The sequence below is a fragment of the Paracoccus sp. (in: a-proteobacteria) genome (genome assembly GCF_030538755.1).
Classification (GTDB): domain Bacteria; phylum Pseudomonadota; class Alphaproteobacteria; order Rhodobacterales; family Rhodobacteraceae; genus Paracoccus.
The window spans coordinates 13628-31689 of sequence record NZ_JAUNTJ010000010.1 but is presented as its reverse complement, the minus strand read 5'-3'; the positions used below and the strand labels follow the sequence as shown (position 1 = coordinate 31689).

Genomic DNA, 18062 nt, shown 5'->3' with positions numbered 1-18062 from the left:
ATGTCACCTTGGCCTGTGGACATGGGCCGATTGCACCAGCCCGAACCCGATCATCAGAATCATCAGCGAGGTGCCGCCATAGCTGACCAGAGGCAGCGGCGAGCCTTTGGCCGGCAGCAGCCCCATTACCGTGGCCATGTTGATGGCGAAATACAGAAAAAACGTGCCGCTGATGCCGATGGTAATCAGGCTGGCAAAGCGGTCTCGGTTGGTCAGCGCCGAATACAGGCAAAAGCCCACGATCAGCAGATACAGCGCCAGCAAGGATGACGCGCCGATAAAGCCGAATTCTTCGGCCAGCACGGTAAAGATAAAGTCGGTGTGCTTTTCGGGCAGAAAGTTCAGCCGCGACTGTGTGCCCTGCATAAAGCCGCGCCCCGACCAGCCGCCCGACCCCAGCGCGATCTGGCTTTGGATGATGTTGTATCCCGCCCCCAGCGGGTCGGCGGTCGGGTCAAGAAAGGTGTCGATGCGGCGGAACTGGTAATCCTTCAGCAACTGCCAGTCGGTACCCCGGCTTTGCATCACCGCCACCACCAGCCCGACCGCCATGGCGATCACAACGCCGAAATACCACAGCGACACCCCCGCCGCGAACATCACGATCCCGCCGCCCGTCACCAGCATGATCGAGGTGCCAAGGTCGGGCTGGATCAGCACCAGCGCCGTTGGCACAAGGATCAGCACCACCGGGATCAGCACCCACAGCGGGCGCGACACCCGGTCCGGGTCCAGCCAGTCGTAATAGGCCGCCAGCAGCAGGATCAGCGCGATCTTCATCAATTCCGATGGTTGCAACCGGATCGGGCCAAGGTCGATCCACCGCTGCGCCCCCATGCCGATGGTGCCGAACAGATCCACCGCCACCAGCAGCAGAAAGCACAGCACATAGAACGGGACCGAGATCCCGCGCCAGAACCACATCGGCACAAAGGCCAGCCCGATCATCATCACCATACCGACGGCAAAGCGATACATCTGCGGCTCGGCCCAGGTGTCCGCCCTGCCCCCGGCGACCGAGATCAGCATCAGAAACCCGGTGCAGGCAACCGCCGTAATCAGGAATACCAGCGGCCAGTTGATGAACAGAAACTTGCGCAGCCCGGTCGGGGTCTGGGCAACCTGATAGTTCAGATACGACATGCCGCGCCCCTTATGCCCGTGTCCGCGCGGCGGGGGCGGGTTCCGGCTCGAACAGCTCCATCGCTTCGTTGCGGTCGCGCATCGGCACCTGTTGATCGGATGGCACCGCATTCAGCGGCGGCAGCCCGCCCGCCAGCGCAAACAGCAGGATGTCGCGCGCAATCGGCGCTGCGGCGGTGGACCCGCCGCCGCCATGTTCCACCACCACCGACACCGCATAGCGCGGGTTATCGAACGGCGCATAGCAGACGAACAGCGCATGGTCGCGCCGGTTCCACGGCAGTTGATCGTTGCGGATCACCCCGCGCGCCCGTTCAGCGGCGGTGATGTTGCGCACCTGACTGGTGCCGGTCTTGCCCGCCATGCGCCACTCATCAGGCAGGATGCGCGACCGTTTTGCGGTGCCGCGCGCGCTGTTCATCACCGCATCCATGCCGCGCCGGGCCACGCGCAGATTGGCGGCGCTGATGTCCAGTTCCGGGAAGGGCGTGTCGGGGATCTGCGACACGCCGTTGATGGCGCGGATCAGCCGCGGCTCGACCGCCCGCCCCGAGGCGATACGCGCCGTCATCACCGCCAGTTGCAGCGGCGAGGCCAGCACATAGCCCTGCCCGATCGAGGCGTTCAGACTGTCGCCGACCTGCCATTCCTGATCGTAACGCGCGCGCTTCCACGCGCGGTCGGGGGCGATCCCCTCGGCCACCGCCGACATGGGCAGATCGTGGCGCACACCGATGCCCAGCTTGCGCGCCATCGCGGCAATACGGTCGATGCCGATGCGCTGCGACAGGTCGTAATAGTAAACGTCGCAGCTTTCTTCCAGGCTTTTGATCGCGTCCACGCTGCCGTGTCCGCCCCTGCTCCAACAGTGAAAGCGGCGACCCCCTGCGGTGGTATAGCCGGGGCAATACGACCGCCAGCCCGCGTTGATGATCCCCGATTCCAGCCCGGCCAGCAGCGTCACCATCTTGAAGGTGGACCCCGGCGGGTAAACCCCCTGCACCGTCTTGTCGGCCAGCGGGCGGTGATCGTGTTCCATCAAAAAGCGGTAATCGGCGCTGGAGATGCCGCGCACAAAGGCGTTCGGATCGAACGTCGGGGCCGAGGTGATCGAGATCAGCTCGCCCGTGCGCACATCCATGACGACGGCAGCCGCGCTTTCTTCGCCAAGGCGCTGTTCGGCATAGTTTTGCAGCCGTGCGTCGATGGTCAGTTGCACGGTGCTGCCCTGAATCCCCTCTTGCCGGCCCAGTTCGCGCATCTCGCGGCCGGCGCTGTTCACCTCGACCCGGCGGGCACCGGCGCTGCCGCGCAGCACGTCTTCCAGCTTGGATTCGATACCGACTTTGCCCAGTTGGAACTCCGGCAAGCGCAGCACCGGATCGGGTTCCTCGATCCGGGACAGGTCGTAATCGCTGACCGGCCCGACATAGCCCATCACATGCGCCAGATCGCCCTTGCGCGGATAGCTGCGCGACAGGCCGGATTCCAGCGTCACCCCGCGCAGGGCCGGGCCGTTCACCGCGATAGCGCTGAACTGATCCCATGTCAGCCGGTCGGCGATGCTGATCGGCGTGATGGCGCTGCGTTTGGAAAACTCCTCTAACAGCGCGGCGATACGGTCGTCGGGCAGCGGGATCAGCCGCGACAGCGCGCGCAGCACGCCTTCGACATCGCCGCCCGCATCCTCGCGCGTCAGGGTCACGCGGTAGTTCTGTTCGTTCCCCGCCACCAGCACGCCGTTGCGGTCGTGGATCAGCCCGCGCGCCGGGGGCAGCAGCCTGATCTTGATCGAATTGCCGTCAGACAGCAGCCGGTATTCATCGGCATGGTCAAGCTGCATCGACCGCATTTTCCAGCCAAGCGCCCCGGCGACGCCCAGTTGCATCGCCCCCAGCAACAGGCCGCGCCGCCCGATCTGGCGGCTGCTTTCGATGATTTCGCGGGGAGATTTCTTCACCTCGACCACCCAAGTTTGTCGGCATCCGCCGGGCTGACGCGGCGCAGGCCGAGGGTCCAGCGCGCCACGACAACCACCAGCGGATAGGCCGCTACGGTTGCGATATATTGCAGCATCACCTGCCCCAAAGCCGGAACCGGCAGCAGAACCAGCACCTGCGCGATGCGATACCCCAGCATCATCAGCCCGATCAGGATCGACACGCGCAACCATTCAACCATGAAGGGATGCTCGCGCCAACGGTGTTCACGCAAGCGTGCTGATTCAGACCCCAGCAGCACGATCAGCGCCCACAGGCCGATGGGGCGATACAGCATCACGTCTTCCAGCAGAAACAGCGCCGCGATCAGCAGCGCGGGCACCTGCGCGGGGCGGCGCAGCAGCCAGGCAAAGGTCAGGCACAGGCCCAGATCGGGACCGGGCCAACTGACCAGCCCGCCGTTCAGCGGCAAAAGGCGCATGAACAGCAGCCCGAGGATACAGATGCAGAACAGGCCGGTGCCCGCCAGCATCCGCCCGCGCGCGCCCTCAATCATCTGCCGCATCCGCGGGGGCGGCGGGTGACGCGCCGTTAAAGCCGGGCATCAGGTCGATGTCCTGTTCGGGCGCCGAGGGCACGACGCCTTGGGTAATCAGCGATCCGTTGTCGGGCAGAACCTCGCCCGGCTGGCTGCGGACGACGCGCAGAAATTCAAGCCGCCCGTAATCCGCCGCCATGCTTAACCGCATCCGCCGGTCGGCCCCTTGCGCCACCTGCCCGACCAGCAGGCCCGGCGGAAACACCCCGCCATCGCCAGAGGTCACAACCCGGTCGCCGGGGCGGACGTTTTCCGGCCCCTCGATGAAATCCAGCACCGGGCGCGGCGTGTTATCGCCGCTCAGCAGCGCGTGCTGCCCCGAGGGCTGGATCGTCACCGGCACCCGGCTGCTGGGATCGGTCAGCAACAGAACGCGGCTGGTGCGTTCGCCCACGCCGGAAATGCGCCCGACCAGCCCCAGCCCGTCCATCGTGGCCCAACCGTCCACGATCCCGTCACGCGCGCCGACATTCAGCAACAGCGACTGACGAAAGGCCGTGCCGCTGTCCACTGTCACCATTCCCGTGACCGAGGTCAGCGCCGGATCAATCCGCACATTGTTCTGCGCCAACAGCTTGGCGTTTTCCTGCTCTAGCTGAACGGCGGCTTCCTTCCACGCCGTCATCCGCTGCAATTCGCGGCGAAGTTCCTGATTCTGTTCATAAAGCCGCGAATACGACTGAAAACCCGCAACCATCTGGCTAAGCCGGGTCACAGGCACCAGCGCCCATTCGAACGAGGGCACGAAACGGTCGATCAGCGCCACCCGCGCCCGTTCGGCGCGCGGGCTGTCGATGCGCCAGAACAGGAACATGGTCAGCAGAACCAGCGCCAGCAGGGCGATCAGCACCCGCCGCAGCGGCGTGATATAGTCCGGCCCTCTGGCTGCCACGGCGCGTCGCCCGTCAGCTGTCGTAGTCGATGACGTGGCGCAGCTGCTTTTCGTATTCCAGCGCCTTGCCGGTGCCAAGCGCAACGCAGCTCATCGGTTGATCGGCCAGCGTGATCGACAAGCCGGTCTGTTCGCGCAGCGCCAGATCCAGATCGCCCAGCATCGCCCCGCCGCCGGTCAGCATGACACCGCGATCCACGATGTCGGCGGCCAGATCGGGCGGCGTCGCCTCTAGCGCGACCATCACCGCCTCGCAAATCGCCTGCACGGGTTCCGACAGCGCCTCGGCGACCATGGCCTGGGTAATCTCGATTTCCTTGGGAATACCGTTCAGCAGATCGCGCCCGCGCACCATCAGCGTGGCCCCGCGCCCGTCATCGGGCATCCGCGCGGTGCCGATGCTGGTCTTGATCCGTTCCGCCGTCGATTCCCCGATCAGCAGGTTCTGGTTGCGGCGCAGATAGTTGATGATCGCCTCGTCCATGCGGTCGCCGCCGATCCGGACCGAGCGCGCATAAACCACATCGCCCAGCGACAGAACCGCCACTTCGGTGGTGCCGCCGCCGATGTCCACGACCATGCTGCCGGTGGGTTCGGTGATCGGCATCCCCGCCCCGATCGCCGCCGCGATGGGTTCGGCGATCAGCCCCGCCTTGCGCGCGCCAGCCGACAGAACCGACTGCCGGATCGCCCGCTTTTCGACCGGAGTCGCGCCATGCGGCACGCAGACGATGATCTTGGGCTTGGAAAACGTCGTGCGCCTGAACACTTTTTTGATGAAGTGCTTAATCATCTGCTCGGCGCTGTCGAAATCGGCGATGACGCCTTCGCGCATCGGGCGGATCGCCTCGATGCTGCCGGGGGTGCGGCCCAGCATCAGTTTCGCGTCCTCGCCCACGGCCAGCACCTGTTTCTTGCCGTCCTTGACGTGATAGGCCACGACCGAGGGTTCGTTCAGGATGATCCCCTTGCCCTTGACATAGACCAGCGTGTTGGCCGTGCCCAAATCAATCGCGATGTCGGTCGAAAACAACCCGCCGAATGCCATGCCTGCTATCCTTTCACGCCGGTTTTCCGGCCTGCCGTCTGCCCGTCTGATTTTGCCCGCGCCCATGTGCGGACGGCGCGGAATCGCCCCACGCCATGGCGTGGCCCCGTATAGAGGCCCGCGCGCCGGTGCGAAAGCCCGTTAAGCGTGTAACGGGCGGGGTTTCGCCATCTGTTGACCGCAGCAGGTGCCGCCGTTACCCAGCAGCAACCCGATTAGCCGCACCCGAGGTCCATATGCCCCACCCTGTCATCCTTGGCATCTGCCGGTTTTCCTTTCTGGGACAGTCGGATTTCGCGGCTTTTCGCGGCCGCCCCGAACGGACCGAGGCGTTTCTGACCGGCGCCGCCGCCAATCTTTATGCCGATGACCGCATGGCCGCGCGGTTTCACGCCTTTGAGACCATCTGCCTGCCCTCGGTTCTGGCGCAACAACAGCCGGGGTTCGTGTTCCTGATCGTCACCTCGGCCCGGATGCCCGGCCACTGGCTGAGCCGGCTGCGCGACCTGTGCGACGGGCATGACGAAATTCACCTGCTGGTGACAGACGAAACCGATCTGAGCGACGCGCTGCGCCCCACCCTGCTGGAGCTGCACAAGGCCAGCGGCGGCGATCTGGTGCAGTTCCGGCTGGATGACGACGACGCATTGGCCGCCGATTATATCATCCGCCTGCGCGCGAACGCCCGGCGGCTGGCAGGGATCAGCCAATACGCCATCAGCTTTGCCCTCGGGCTGAACGTGGCGCTGTATCCGGGCCAGCCCACGACCTTGCTGGCGATGAACCTGCCCTTTCTGGGCGGCGGGCTGGCGATGCGCGTGGCCAACCCGCGGCTCAGCATCTTTACCCGCCCGCATTTCCGCGTCGGTCAACTGATGACCAGCCTGATCGTGCATGATGCCCCGGCCACCCTGCTGCTGCGCTGGCCGTCAGATTCGCGCGCGCTGGATCTGAACAAATTGCCACCCCATCTGACCCGGCTGGACCGCACGGCCTTTGACGCCAGCCTGAACCGGCATTTCCCCTATCTTGCCGGGATCGACCTGGAAAGCCTGCGCCCCGCCCATTGGGCATAGTGAAACCGGGGCCGTCACCAGACGCCCCCGGCACATCCCTCAATGCGAATACATGCTGATCTGTTTCGCATCCGCATCCGGCCCGGTCATGGCACGGCGCACGATCAGCCGGTTCAGCGCCCCGGCATAAGCCTTGACGCTGGCCAGAATCGTATCGGTATCCGCCGCCTGCCCGGTGGCGATCCGGCCGTCTTCCTCCAGCCGGACGGAAACGGTGGCCTGCGCATCCGTGCCCTCGGTCACGGCATGGACCTGATACAGTTGCAGAACCGCCTTGTGCGGGAACAACGCATTGACGCAGTTAAAGGCCGCATCCACCGGCCCGTCGCCGTGCATCTCGACGGTCTTTTCCTCGCCATCCACGGCCATCGACAGGCTGGCCAGTGCCGGTTCCCCGCCGCCGCAGACCACGCGCAGATGCTTGACCTGCAAATGATCGTCGCCGGTATTCGCGGCGCTGTCCTGCATCAGCGCGATTAGGTCTTCGTCAAAGATTTCCTTCTTGCGGTCGGCCAGCGCCTTAAAGCGGACAAACACATCCTTCAGCTGATTGTCGCCCACGTCAAAGCCCAGCTCGGCCAGCTTGGACCGCAGCGCGGCGCGGCCCGAGTGCTTGCCCATGGCGATATTGGCGGCAGTCAGGCCAATATCCTCGGGGCGCATGATTTCAAAGGTCTCGACATTCTTCAGCACGCCATCCTGATGGATGCCGGATTCATGCAGGAACGCATTCTTGCCGACGATCGCCTTGTTGAACTGCACCGGAAAGCCCGAGACCTGCGCCACGCGGCGGCTGATCCCCATGATTTTCGTCGTGTCGATGCCGGTATCAAAGGGCATGATGTCGTGGCGAACCTTCAGCGCCATGACGACTTCTTCCAGCGCAGTATTGCCCGCGCGTTCGCCCAGACCGTTGATGGTGCATTCGATCTGCCGCGCCCCCGCCTCGACCGCCGCCAAGGCATTGGCCGTCGCCATGCCCAGATCGTTGTGGCAATGGGTGGCAAAGATGATGTTATCCGCCCCCGGCACCCGCTCCAGCAACATACGGATCAGATCGGCGGATTCGCGCGGCGCGGTATAGCCCACGGTGTCGGGAATATTGATCGTCGTCGCGCCACAGCGGATGGCAATTTCCACCACGCGGCACAGGTAATCATGTTCGGTCCGGGTCGCATCCATCGGCGACCACTGCACATTGTCGCACAGGTTGCGGGCATGGGTCACGGTCTGCTCGATCCGCTCGGCCATCTGGTCCATATCCAGATTCGGAATCGCCCGATGCAGGGGCGAGGTGCCGATAAAGGTGTGAATGCGCGGGCGACGGGCGTGCTTCACCGCCTCCCAGCAGCGGTCGATGTCAGGCAGTTGCGCCCGCGCCAGCCCGCAGATGACACTGTTCTGCGCCTGCCGGGCAATCTCGGACACGGCGGCAAAATCGCCCTCGGATGCGATGGGGAAACCGGCCTCGATAATATCGACGCCCATATCATCCAGCATCTGGGCGATTTCCAGCTTTTCGGCATGGGACATGGTGGCACCCGGCGACTGTTCGCCATCGCGCAGGGTGGTGTCAAAGATGTAAACGCGGTTCTTGTCGGTCATAACGCTGTCTTTCGCTGAGTTCTCGGGGAAACCGGGCACCAACCTGACTGAGCGGCGGCCCGGCGGACCCGCTCAGCGCAGCGTAAGCAGCAGCAGACCACGGAGGTTCACGGCAACGGGCGCGCAGGAATGCGCCCCTGTCTGAACAATGATATGTCGGGTCCGGGTCATGCCGCGAACTATGCCGCCCCCAAACCGCGATGAAAAGAGGAAAAATATCACCCGGCACATATTCCGCACACGCCGCCGCAACCCGGACCATGGCTTCCTGTTTGCCCAAATACGCACCTTGGGGCACGACCCCGCCTACCCCCCCAAAGGTCCGGGCCGGCGCTCCTCGGACAGCATGACATTGGCCTCGACCTGCCCCACCCCCGGCAAGGTCATGATCCGCCGGCGCAGGATGCGTTCAAAGTCGGAAATATCGCGGGCGGTGATGCGCAGACGGTAATCGAACTGGCCCAGAACATGCTGAACCAGCTGCACCTCGGGGATGGCGGTGACGGCGCGTTCGAAATCTTCCAGACTGGTGCGGCCCTTGGTGGCCAGCCGGATGCCCAGAAACACCGTCACCCCGAACCCCAGCGCGGCGCTGTCCAGCACCACGCGCCGCCCCCGGATCACGCCGGCATCGGTCAGCCGCCGGATACGCCGCCAGGCCGCCGGCTGGCCGATGCCGACCGCGCGGCCAATATCCGCCGCGCTTTGCGTCGCATCCGCCGCCAGCAGGCGCAGGATCGCCAGATCGGTGTCATCGGCTGTCATAGCGGCAAGGCTCCGCTGTTCTTGATGGTGGACACCAGCATCAGCGCATCGCTGTCGGACACATGCGGCAAGGTCAGGATTCGGTCGCGATAGATCTGCTGCCAATGCGCCATATCGCGCGCAATCACCGACAGGCGAATATCCACGCTGCCCAGAAAAGTCTGGATTTCCGTGACCTCGGGCACCTCGCGCGCGGCGGCCAGAAATTCGTCAAAGGCGCGCGGGTTGGTTTTATCGAGTGTAAAGCGCAAGCTGACCTCGACCTCCCACCCCAGGGCGCGCCAGTCGATCCGCGCTTCGACCCCCTGCAAGACGCCGGTTTCGCGCAGCCGTTCCAGCCGCCGCCACAGGCTGGCGGCCGTCACCCCGGCACGGCGCGCCAGTTCGGGATTAGGCAGATCGGGGTCGGCCAAAAGCTGGCGCAGAATCCGGCGGTCCGTGGCATCAGGCATGATTTTTTCGAAAAACTCCAAATAGCGGCATGAATTCGACGATAGTTACGCATAATCCGTGAAAAATGAACAGACCTGAATGCCCACTCGCCCTAGAAAGACAGCATCGAAACGCTATCAGGGAAAAGATCATGCGCGTTTACTATGACCGCGACTGCGACGTGAACCTTATCAAGGATAAAAAAGTCGCCATTCTGGGCTATGGCTCTCAGGGGCACGCCCACGCGCTGAACCTGCGCGATTCGGGTGCCAAGAACGTGGTCGTCGCCCTGCGCGAAGGCAGCCCCAGCCGCGCCAAGGCCGAGGGCGAGGGCCTGCAAGTCATGGAAATCGCCGAGGCCGCCAAATGGGCCGACCTCATCATGTTCACCATGCCCGACGAATTGCAGGCGGAAACCTACAAGAAATACGTCCATGACAACCTGCGCGAAGGCGCGGCGATTGCATTCGCCCACGGCCTGAACGTGCATTTCGGCCTGATCGAGCCGAAGCCCGGCGTCGATGTCATCATGATGGCCCCCAAAGGCCCCGGCCACACCGTGCGCGGCGAATACACCAAAGGCGGCGGCGTGCCCTGCCTGGTCGCGGTGCATCAGGACGCGACCGGCAAGGCGATGGACATCGCGCTGTCCTATTGCTCGGCCATTGGCGGCGGGCGTTCGGGCATCATCGAGACCAACTTCCGCGAGGAATGCGAAACCGATCTGTTCGGCGAACAGGCGGTGCTGTGCGGTGGTCTGGTCGAACTGATCCGCATGGGCTTTGAAACGCTGGTCGAGGCGGGCTATGAACCCGAGATGGCCTATTTCGAGTGCCTGCACGAAGTGAAGCTGATCGTCGATCTGATCTATGAAGGCGGCATCGCCAACATGAACTATTCGATCAGCAACACCGCCGAATATGGCGAATATGTCAGCGGCCCGCGCATCCTGCCCTATGACGAAACCAAGGCGCGGATGAAGGCGGTTCTGCGCGACATCCAGACCGGCAAGTTCGTGCGCGACTTCATGCAGGAAAACGCCGTCGGCCAGCCCTCGTTCAAGGCGACCCGCCGCATCAATGACGAACATCAGATCGAGCAGGTCGGTGCCAAGCTGCGCGAGATGATGCCGTGGATTTCCAAGGGCAAGATGGTGGACCGGGCGCGGAACTGACCCGCCCGAAGGCCGGGGGATTTCACATCCCCCGGACCCCCTGTGGGATATTTGACGACCAAAGATGCGCCTGTCTGGTTCAAGGCGCAGATCGGGTCCGGCGCGGGTTTTGCCGGGCTGTTTTTATATTGTGCGGGGGGCGGGCGGTTATCCCGGATTTGTCCGTTTCCGCGCCTTGATTCTGCGGCGGCTTGGGCCGATGGTTTGCGTCACGCACAGATTTTGACCTGCCAAGAGGCCGCCATGCCCGACAAGACCACGCCTCTGCCGCAGACCGCCGTGCCGCCCCCTGCGGCTCCGATACGGGATCGCACGGGATTGGGCATCGTGCTGATGTGCGCGACCAGTCTGATCTTTGCGATGCAGGACGGGTTATCGCGGCAATTGGCGGGCGACTATCCCCCTGTGCTGATCGTGATGCTGCGGTTCTGGGTGTTTGCGCTGTTCGTGATCTGGCTGGTGTCGCGCCAGCCGGGCGGGTTGCGCCGGGCGATCCGGTCAAAGCGGCCGGTGACGCAGATCTTTCGCGGCGTTCTGCTGGTCGCGGAAGTCGTGGTGATGGTCGAATCCTTTGTGCGGCTGGGGCTGGTCGAGACCCACGCCGTGTTTACCGTGTATCCGCTGCTGGTGGCGGCGCTGTCGGGGCCTTTTCTGGGCGAGAAGGTCGGCTGGCGGCGGTGGCTGGCCATCGGCGTGGGCTTTGTCGGCATTCTGATCGTGCTGAACCCTGGCGGGACGGTGTTTGCCCCGGCTGCCGCCCTGCCCCTGATCGCGGCGGTGATGTTTGCGGTTTACGGCCTGCTGACGCGGCTGGTGGCCCGTGACGATCCGGCGGTGGTCAGCTTTTTCTGGACCGGGATTGCCGGGGCGGTTGCGATCACCTTTGTCGGGCTGCGCGAATGGGTCTGGCTGGCGCCGGGCGACTGGATCTGGATGGCCCTGCTGTGCGTGACGGCGATTTCATCGCATTTCATGCTGATAAAAGCCTATGAGCTGGCCGAGGCCTCGGCGCTGCAACCCTTTGCCTATACGCAGCTTGTCTGGGTCAGCTTTATCGGCGTGCTGATCTTTGGCGAAACGCTGCGGCTGAATGTGGTGATCGGCGCGGCCATCGTGGTGGCCGCCGGGCTGTTCACCTTGTGGCGGACCCGGCAGCGCCGCCAAAGCTGAGCGAGGCGCTGCCTGTTCCGGGCGGCACCAGCCCGGCCGCCGTTTCAGGCCAGATCACATCCTGCGGTGTTACGGGCGGGCGCCAGTCGGGCGGCAGTTGCGGGCCGATAAAGGGTTTGGCCACTGGCGGGCGCGACATGGCCAGCGTCAGCCGCAGCGGCGGGGGTGGCATGATCCCGCCGCCGGTCAGGTCAAAGGTCGGCACGATGGGCGCGGGCTTGCCCGACAGGCGGGCGCGGTAGATCGGCTGCGCCTCGGCCACGCGCATCACATAGTTGCGGGTTTCGTCAAAGGGGATCAGTTCGACCCAATCCACCGGATCGGCCCCCTGCCGCAGATCGCCGAAATCGCCCAGCCAGCGTGCAGGCCGCCCCGGCCCGGCGTTATAGCCCGAAGCGACCAGCGCGACCGAGGCCCCGAACCTGTCGCGCAGCCCGCGCAGATAGGCCCCGCCCAGACGGGCGTTATAGGCCGGATCGCTGGTCAGCCGGGACAGGTCATAGGGTTCGCCTATGCGCCGCGCCATGTCGCGGGCGGTATCGGGCATGACCTGCATCAGCCCCTGCGCCCCGGCGTGGCTGGCGACGCGGTGGTTGAACTCGCTTTCCTGACGGGCGATGGACAGCGCCAGTTCGGTGGGCACGCCCAGATCCTTGTCCGCCAGATCGGTCAGCGGGAAATGCGCCGCCGGAAAGATCACCCCCTTGCTGGCCGCCTGTTTCGACAGGCGCAGGCCGAACCAGGGCGCACCGGCTTCATACATCAGGCGCGACATGCGGGCGATGTCATCCGGCGAGGCGGTGGCGGCAAGGTGGATCAGGAACCGCTGCGCCTCGTCCCGGCGGCCGGTGGCGATCAACCACAGCGCGGCGCGAAAGGGTTCAACCCGGCGCAGATCGCTGCCGCGCCAGTCGGGCAGCGTGTCGATGGCCGGTCCGGTGACGGCGAAACCGGCGGGCATGGCCGCGCCGCTGCGTTCGACCGCAAGCTGGCCGTAATAGGTGCCCGGGAATTGCGCCGCGCGGGCAAAGGTGGCCTGCGCATCGCGCGACCGGCCCAGATCATCCAGCGCGCGGGCCTGCCAATACAGCGCGCGCGATGTGCTGATCGCCGCGCCGACCTGCGTTTCCAGATGCAGGAAGTGGTCCAGCGCCCGATCCGCGGCCCCCTGCCTTAACGCGGCATAGCCAGCCAGCCATTCCAGATCGGCATAGTTCCGGTCGCCCTGCGGCAGAAAGTGGTTTGCCGCGAACCGCTCGGCCAGCGGCCAGTCGCCGGCCCGCATCGCCGCGCGCGCATAATCGGCCCGGCGCGATCCCCACAGCTCGGGGCGGCGCAGAGCCTCGGCGCTGGTGGATGCGTCCAGCATCAGGGCGCGGGCACCGTCGGCATTGCGGTTGCGCACCCGCCACAAAAAGCGATCCAGCGTCAGGCCGGGGTCGGCGCGCTGATCGTCGGGCAGCGCAAGGATCAGATCGTCCACCCCTTGCCGCCCCGCCTGCAAGGCGATGCGCGCGGCGGGCAACGCGCGGTCGGCCTCGGGCAGCAGGGGCAAGGAGGCCTCGGCTGCGGCCCATTCCTGCTGATCCAGAAGATAGGCGATCCGCGCGCCGGTCAGCGGGGCAAGATCGGGATAAGCGGCCAGAAACGCCGCCGCATCCGCCACCGACAGCGCGGCCTGCGCCCAGAACCGCGCGCGTTCCGCCGCCGCCTGATCGGGGGGCAGCGCGGCCAGCAGCACCTGTTCGGCCGCCAGGGTTTGCGGCGGGCGGCCATCCAGCCAGGCGATCACATCGGCCGCGGGCAGACCGGGGCGCAGCTTGGCATCACCGCGCTGGCGCAACAGATCCAGCCCCGGCCAATCGGGATGGCGGCGCACAAAGGCCAGATAATCGGCAAATTCGCCATGCCCCGACCGCAGCGCCTGCCAGCCGACAATGGTTTCCGCCAGCGGGCCGGATGCCGCAGCGGCATCGCGGGCGGTGGTCCAGTCGCGCGCCTCGGCGGCGGACAGGGCCAGCGCCATCGCGCCCGCGTTTTCGGCTTGTGCGGGGGCAATCATACCAAACGCCAGCAGGGCGGCGCGGGACAGGTTTTGGAACGGCTGTTTCATTGCGGCCTGTTGTGCGGGCCATGGCGCAGATAAGCAAGACACATCCTTGGCAAGACCGGCCAGCGGCGCTAAGCCAGACAAACCACATCGCGAAACCACACAGGAGCGTGTCATGTTCAAAGGGTCGATGCCTGCCCTCATCACGCCGTTCACACCGGACGGCGAGCTGGATCTGGACACGCTGAAAAAGCTGGTCGAGTGGCATATAGACCAAGGCAGCCACGCCATCGTGCCGGTCGGCACCACCGGCGAAAGCCCGACCCTGACCCATGACGAACACCGCAAAGTGATCGAAGTGGTGGTCGATGTCTCTGCAGGCCGGGTGCCGGTGATCGCGGGGGCCGGGTCGAACTCGACGCGCGAAGGACGCGGGCTGGTGCAATTCGCCGCCGAGGTGGGTGCCGATGCCGCGCTGGTGGTGACGCCCTATTACAACAAGCCGACTCAGGCCGGGCTGATCGCGCATTACACCGAACTGCACGAAGCGGCGGATATTCCGATCATCATCTACAATATTCCGGGCCGTTCCGTGATCGACATGACACCGGAAACCATGGGCGAACTGGCCCGCCTGCCACGGATCGTCGGCGTCAAGGACGCCACCGGCAAGCTGGAGCGGGTATCATGCCAGCGCATGACCTGCGGGGCCGACTTCATCCAGCTTTCGGGCGAGGATGCGACTGCACTGGGGTTCAACGCGCATGGCGGTGTCGGCTGCATCTCGGTCACGGCGAATGTCGCGCCCAAGCTCTGCGCCGAATTTCAGCAAGCGACGCTGCGCGGCGATTATGCAACCGCGCTGGAATATCAGGACAAGCTGATGCCGCTGCACATCGCCATCTTTGTCGAACCGGGGCTGGTGGGCGCGAAATATGCCATGTCACGCCTTGGCCTGTGCGACGAAAGGGTGCGTCTGCCGCTGGTCGGCCTGACCGATGCAACCCGCAAACAGATCGACGCCGCCATGGCCCATGCCGGGCTGATCTGACCACCTCGGCTGAACCGCTCCCGATCTATGCGAACGGTCGCAGGGGGGGGCTTTGCGCCCCCCGCCGGAGGCTCCTGCCCGGGCCGCCTGACCAGAGGGGGCAGATTAGCAGGCGGCGGTGCCATCAGGCGTTTTGATCGGCTGGTCAGGGTCGGGCGTCTGATTCGCCCTGTTCACCATCGTCATGCGGCAATTCGGCTGCGATCAGGGCACTGGCGGCATTGGTGTGGTCGGCCAGCCTGTGGGCCAGCGCATCCAGCGTTTCGCTGCCGGTTTCCCGCAGCAGGAATTCCTGCCCGCCGTGCCCGATTTCGGCCATATCCAGCGGCTTTTCCGTCAGCAGCCGGGCCGAGGCGTGCAGGCGCCACAGGAAGCGGTGGGCGCTGGTCAGCACCTCGGTCGCGGCTTTGTCGGCCAGCCCGGCGCGGCGGCCGGTGCGCAGTTGCGCTGCCGTGCCACGGGCCGGGTCGCCGGCGCGCAGAGCGTAGGATTGGGCCAGCAGGTCGATGTCTTGCAGGCGGCCCGGACCGACCTTGGCTTCCCACGCGCCATTGACCGGCTTGGCGGCAAAGATGCGGCGGCGCATGTCGGCCAGATCGGGCATCACCTGTGCCGCGCCGCCCTTGGCCTTCAGCACCGACAGGCGCAGCGATTCCACCTGATCGACCAGCGCATCCGCATCCGGCCCGGCCCGGCCCACCACTCGGGCACGGGTCAGGGCCAGATGCTCCCATGTCCAGGCTTCGCTCATCTGATAATTCTCGAAGCCCTGAACCGAGGTCGCCACCGGGCCTTGCCGCCCCGAGGGGCGCAGGCGCATGTCCACTTCGTAAAGGCGGCCTTCGGCGGTCGGGGCGGACACGGCGGTAATCATCGCCTGCGTCAGCCTTGCATAATAGGGCCGCGCGGCCAGCGGGCGCGGGCCATCCGACTGATCTGCCCCATCCGCGTCATAGATCACGATCAGGTCCAGATCGGAACCGGCGTTCAACTGCCGCGCGCCCAAGGACCCCATGCCCAGCACCACCGCGCCACGACCGGGCGGCGGGCCATGGCGGCGGGCGAAATCGGCGGCGGTCACGGGGAACAGCGCCGCGATCGCCGCATCGGCCAGATCGGCATATTGACCGCCCGCCTCGTCGGCGTCGATCAGCCCGCGCAGGTGATGCACGCCGATGCGGAAATGCCACTCATGCGCCCAGCGGCGGGCGGTATCCAGCGCGGCTTCATAGCCGCCGCCCGGCGCATTCAGCGCGCTGTCCAGCACGGCGGTCAGTTCGGCGCGCAGCCCCTCGGCGCCCGGCCACGGGGCAAAGAACGACCCGCCCAGCACAGCATCCAGCACACCCTGATGCCGCGCCAGATAGGCCGCCAGCCCCGGAGCGGTGCCGCAGATGTCCACGATCAGCGCAATCAGCGAGGGGTTGGCCTCGAACAGGGAAAACAACTGCACCCCGGCGGGCAGTCCGGCCAGAAAGCTGTCAAAGCGGGCCAGTGCCTCGTCCGGGTGGGCGGCGCGGGACATGCGCGACAGCAGTTCGGGCTGCACCCGGCGAAAGATCTGCTGCGCCCGCTCGGTGCGCAGCGCGGGATAGCCCTGCCAGCGGTCGATGATCGCCTGCGCCTCGTCCGAAACGGGGGGCAGGTCGTCGGCCTCGCCGGGGGCGAAGAAATTCTCGGTCAGGTCATGCACCCGCTCCAGCCGCGCCAGCAGCCGGTCGGACCACGCCGCCACATCGGTTTCGCCCATCAGCGCGGCGATTTTCGCCAGACCCGCGTCATCTTTGGGCAGCGAATGGGTCTGCGCGTCGTTGACCATCTGGATGCGGTGTTCGATGTCGCGGTGTTCGCGGTAATGCGCGGTCAGTTCCTCGGCCACGGCCTGCGGTATCCAGCCCTTGGCCGCCAAGGCCGCCAGCCCGCCCACCGTATCGCGGCAGCGCAGGTCGGGGTCGCGCCCGCCGGCGATCAACTGCCGGGTCTGGGTGAAGAACTCGATCTCGCGGATGCCGCCGCGGCCCAGCTTGATGTTGTGGCCCGGCACGGCCAGCCGGCCGCCCAGCCCCTTGTGATCGCGGATGCGCAGCCGCATGTCGTGGGCATCCTGAATCGCGGCGAAATCCAGATGCTTGCGCCAGACAAAGGGGCGCAGGTCGCGCAGGAACCGCGCCCCCGCCGCCAGATCGCCCGCCGCCGGGCGGGCCTTGATATAGGCGGCGCGTTCCCATGTGCGGCCCTCGGCCTCGTAATAGGTCAGCGCGGCGGATGCCGACATGCAGATCGGCGTCACCGCCGCATCGGGGCGCAACCGAAGGTCGGTGCGAAAGACATAGCCGTGTTCGGTGACATCCGACAGCAGCGCGGCGGCCTTGCGCGTGGCGCGGATCAGGGCGGCGCGGGCCTCGGGGACGTCATCGGGATCATAGGCGGCATCGTCGAACAGCACGATCAGGTCGATGTCGGACGAATAATTCAGCTCGCGCGCGCCGCCCTTGCCCATGGACAGCGCGAACAGCCCGCCCGCATCGGTGCCGTCGCGCGACAGGGGCAGCTTGCCGCGCCGCGCCTCGGCCGCGATGTGAACCCGCAGCGCCAGATCGGCGGCGCGGTCGGCCAGATCGGACAGCGCGCCCGTGACCTGCTCCAATTCCCAGACCCCGCCCAGATCGGCCAGCGCGGCATACAGCGCGACGCGGCGTTTCGCGCGGCGCAGCGCCGGGCCAAGATCGTCGGCGTCCAGTTCGTCGAACCCTGCCGTTTCGCGGACGACCACATCGGCATGATCGCGCTGTTCCAGAAACCACGCGCCTTCGCGGTCGATCAGCCCGGCCAGATAGGGGCTGGACCCCGCCGCCCCCGCCATCAGGTCAACCAGCGCAGGCGGCGCGCCCGCAGCGGTCTGCCGCACGGCATCGGCGCGGGTCGGGTCAAGAGGAACGGGCTGGCGGCGGATCTGATCGACAAAGCTCATGATCGCGCACGATAACGTGGCACCGGGCCGCGTCAACGCGGGAACGCGCCGGGGCATCCGTAAACAGACTGTTAGCTGACTTGTCAGATTTGTGCTGTTAAACGGCGCGTTATTGGGTAACGTCTGACCTTATCGGATTCCAACGCA

At 65.8% G+C, this 18062-nt stretch carries 14 protein-coding genes; 4 read left to right on the top strand and 10 right to left on the bottom strand.

Translation table 11 applies throughout. The annotated features are described in order from the left end of the window. Positions 1–3: 3 nt before the first annotated feature. Genes rodA through Q4G14_RS07900 form a run of 5 tightly spaced genes read right to left on the bottom strand, consistent with a single transcriptional unit; the run spans position 4 to position 5621 of the window. Entirely contained in the window at positions 4–1143 is a 1140-nt protein-coding gene (gene rodA / locus Q4G14_RS07920) for a rod shape-determining protein RodA (RefSeq protein WP_303361199.1), read from the bottom strand. A 10-nt stretch (positions 1144–1153) separates the two neighbouring features. After that, positions 1154–3103: a penicillin-binding protein 2 gene (gene mrdA, locus Q4G14_RS07915; RefSeq protein ID WP_303361198.1), complete on the bottom strand. Its 1950-nt coding sequence runs from the start codon at positions 3101–3103 to the stop codon at positions 1154–1156. Beyond that, positions 3100–3648 (bottom strand): rod shape-determining protein MreD, encoded by a 549-nt coding sequence (locus Q4G14_RS07910; protein WP_303361197.1) that lies wholly within the window; start codon positions 3646–3648, stop codon positions 3100–3102. Before Q4G14_RS07910 ends, mrdA begins: the two co-directional genes overlap by 4 nt. Continuing rightward, positions 3632–4573: a rod shape-determining protein MreC gene (gene mreC, locus Q4G14_RS07905; protein ID WP_303361196.1), complete on the bottom strand. Its 942-nt coding sequence runs from the start codon at positions 4571–4573 to the stop codon at positions 3632–3634. The genes Q4G14_RS07910 and mreC overlap by 17 nt, the downstream gene beginning before the upstream one ends. A gap of 13 nt (positions 4574–4586) precedes the next feature. Further along, a complete protein-coding gene (locus Q4G14_RS07900) occupies positions 4587–5621 on the bottom strand; it encodes a rod shape-determining protein (RefSeq protein ID WP_303361195.1) in 1035 nt (344 codons plus the stop codon). Positions 5622–5857: 236 nt separating this feature from the next. Between Q4G14_RS07900 and Q4G14_RS07895 the strand changes: the two genes are divergently transcribed. Beyond that, positions 5858–6697, top strand: a complete 840-nt coding sequence (locus Q4G14_RS07895) for a glycosyltransferase (RefSeq protein ID WP_303361194.1) — start codon at positions 5858–5860, stop codon at positions 6695–6697. Between the two features lie 39 nt (positions 6698–6736). On the opposite strand, the gene Q4G14_RS07890 is transcribed toward Q4G14_RS07895, so the two are convergent. The 3 genes from Q4G14_RS07890 to Q4G14_RS07880 form a co-directional block, all read right to left on the bottom strand. Continuing rightward, positions 6737–8302: a 2-isopropylmalate synthase gene (locus Q4G14_RS07890; RefSeq protein WP_303361193.1), complete on the bottom strand. Its 1566-nt coding sequence runs from the start codon at positions 8300–8302 to the stop codon at positions 6737–6739. A gap of 306 nt (positions 8303–8608) precedes the next feature. Continuing rightward, positions 8609–9067: an Lrp/AsnC family transcriptional regulator gene (locus Q4G14_RS07885; RefSeq protein ID WP_303361192.1), complete on the bottom strand. Its 459-nt coding sequence runs from the start codon at positions 9065–9067 to the stop codon at positions 8609–8611. Then, positions 9064–9519, bottom strand: a complete 456-nt coding sequence (locus tag Q4G14_RS07880) for an Lrp/AsnC family transcriptional regulator (protein WP_303361191.1) — start codon at positions 9517–9519, stop codon at positions 9064–9066. Before Q4G14_RS07880 ends, Q4G14_RS07885 begins: the two co-directional genes overlap by 4 nt. A 131-nt stretch (positions 9520–9650) precedes the next feature. Here Q4G14_RS07880 and ilvC point away from each other — a divergent pair, with 131 nt between their 5' ends. Then, complete coding sequence (gene ilvC, locus Q4G14_RS07875) at positions 9651–10673, top strand: ketol-acid reductoisomerase (protein WP_303361190.1); 1023 nt, start codon at positions 9651–9653, stop codon at positions 10671–10673. Positions 10674–10916: 243 nt separating this feature from the next. Then, a complete protein-coding gene (locus Q4G14_RS07870; protein WP_303361189.1) occupies positions 10917–11843 on the top strand; it encodes a DMT family transporter in 927 nt (308 codons plus the stop codon). On the opposite strand, the gene Q4G14_RS07865 is transcribed toward Q4G14_RS07870, so the two are convergent. Further along, entirely contained in the window at positions 11806–13956 is a 2151-nt protein-coding gene (locus Q4G14_RS07865; protein WP_303361188.1) for a lytic transglycosylase domain-containing protein, read from the bottom strand. The two genes, Q4G14_RS07870 and Q4G14_RS07865, sit on opposite strands and share 38 nt — an antisense overlap. A 112-nt stretch (positions 13957–14068) precedes the next feature. Here Q4G14_RS07865 and dapA point away from each other — a divergent pair, with 112 nt between their 5' ends. Then, positions 14069–14944, top strand: coding sequence for a 4-hydroxy-tetrahydrodipicolinate synthase (dapA, locus tag Q4G14_RS07860; protein WP_303361187.1), 876 nt, complete (start codon positions 14069–14071; stop codon positions 14942–14944). A 145-nt stretch (positions 14945–15089) separates the two neighbouring features. Here dapA and Q4G14_RS07855 read toward each other — a convergent pair whose 3' ends face one another. Beyond that, the gene (locus tag Q4G14_RS07855) at positions 15090–17915 is read right to left on the bottom strand and encodes a glutamine-synthetase adenylyltransferase (RefSeq protein WP_303361186.1); all 2826 of its coding nucleotides are present in this window, start codon (positions 17913–17915) and stop codon (positions 15090–15092) included. Positions 17916–18062: the final 147 nt, after the last annotated feature.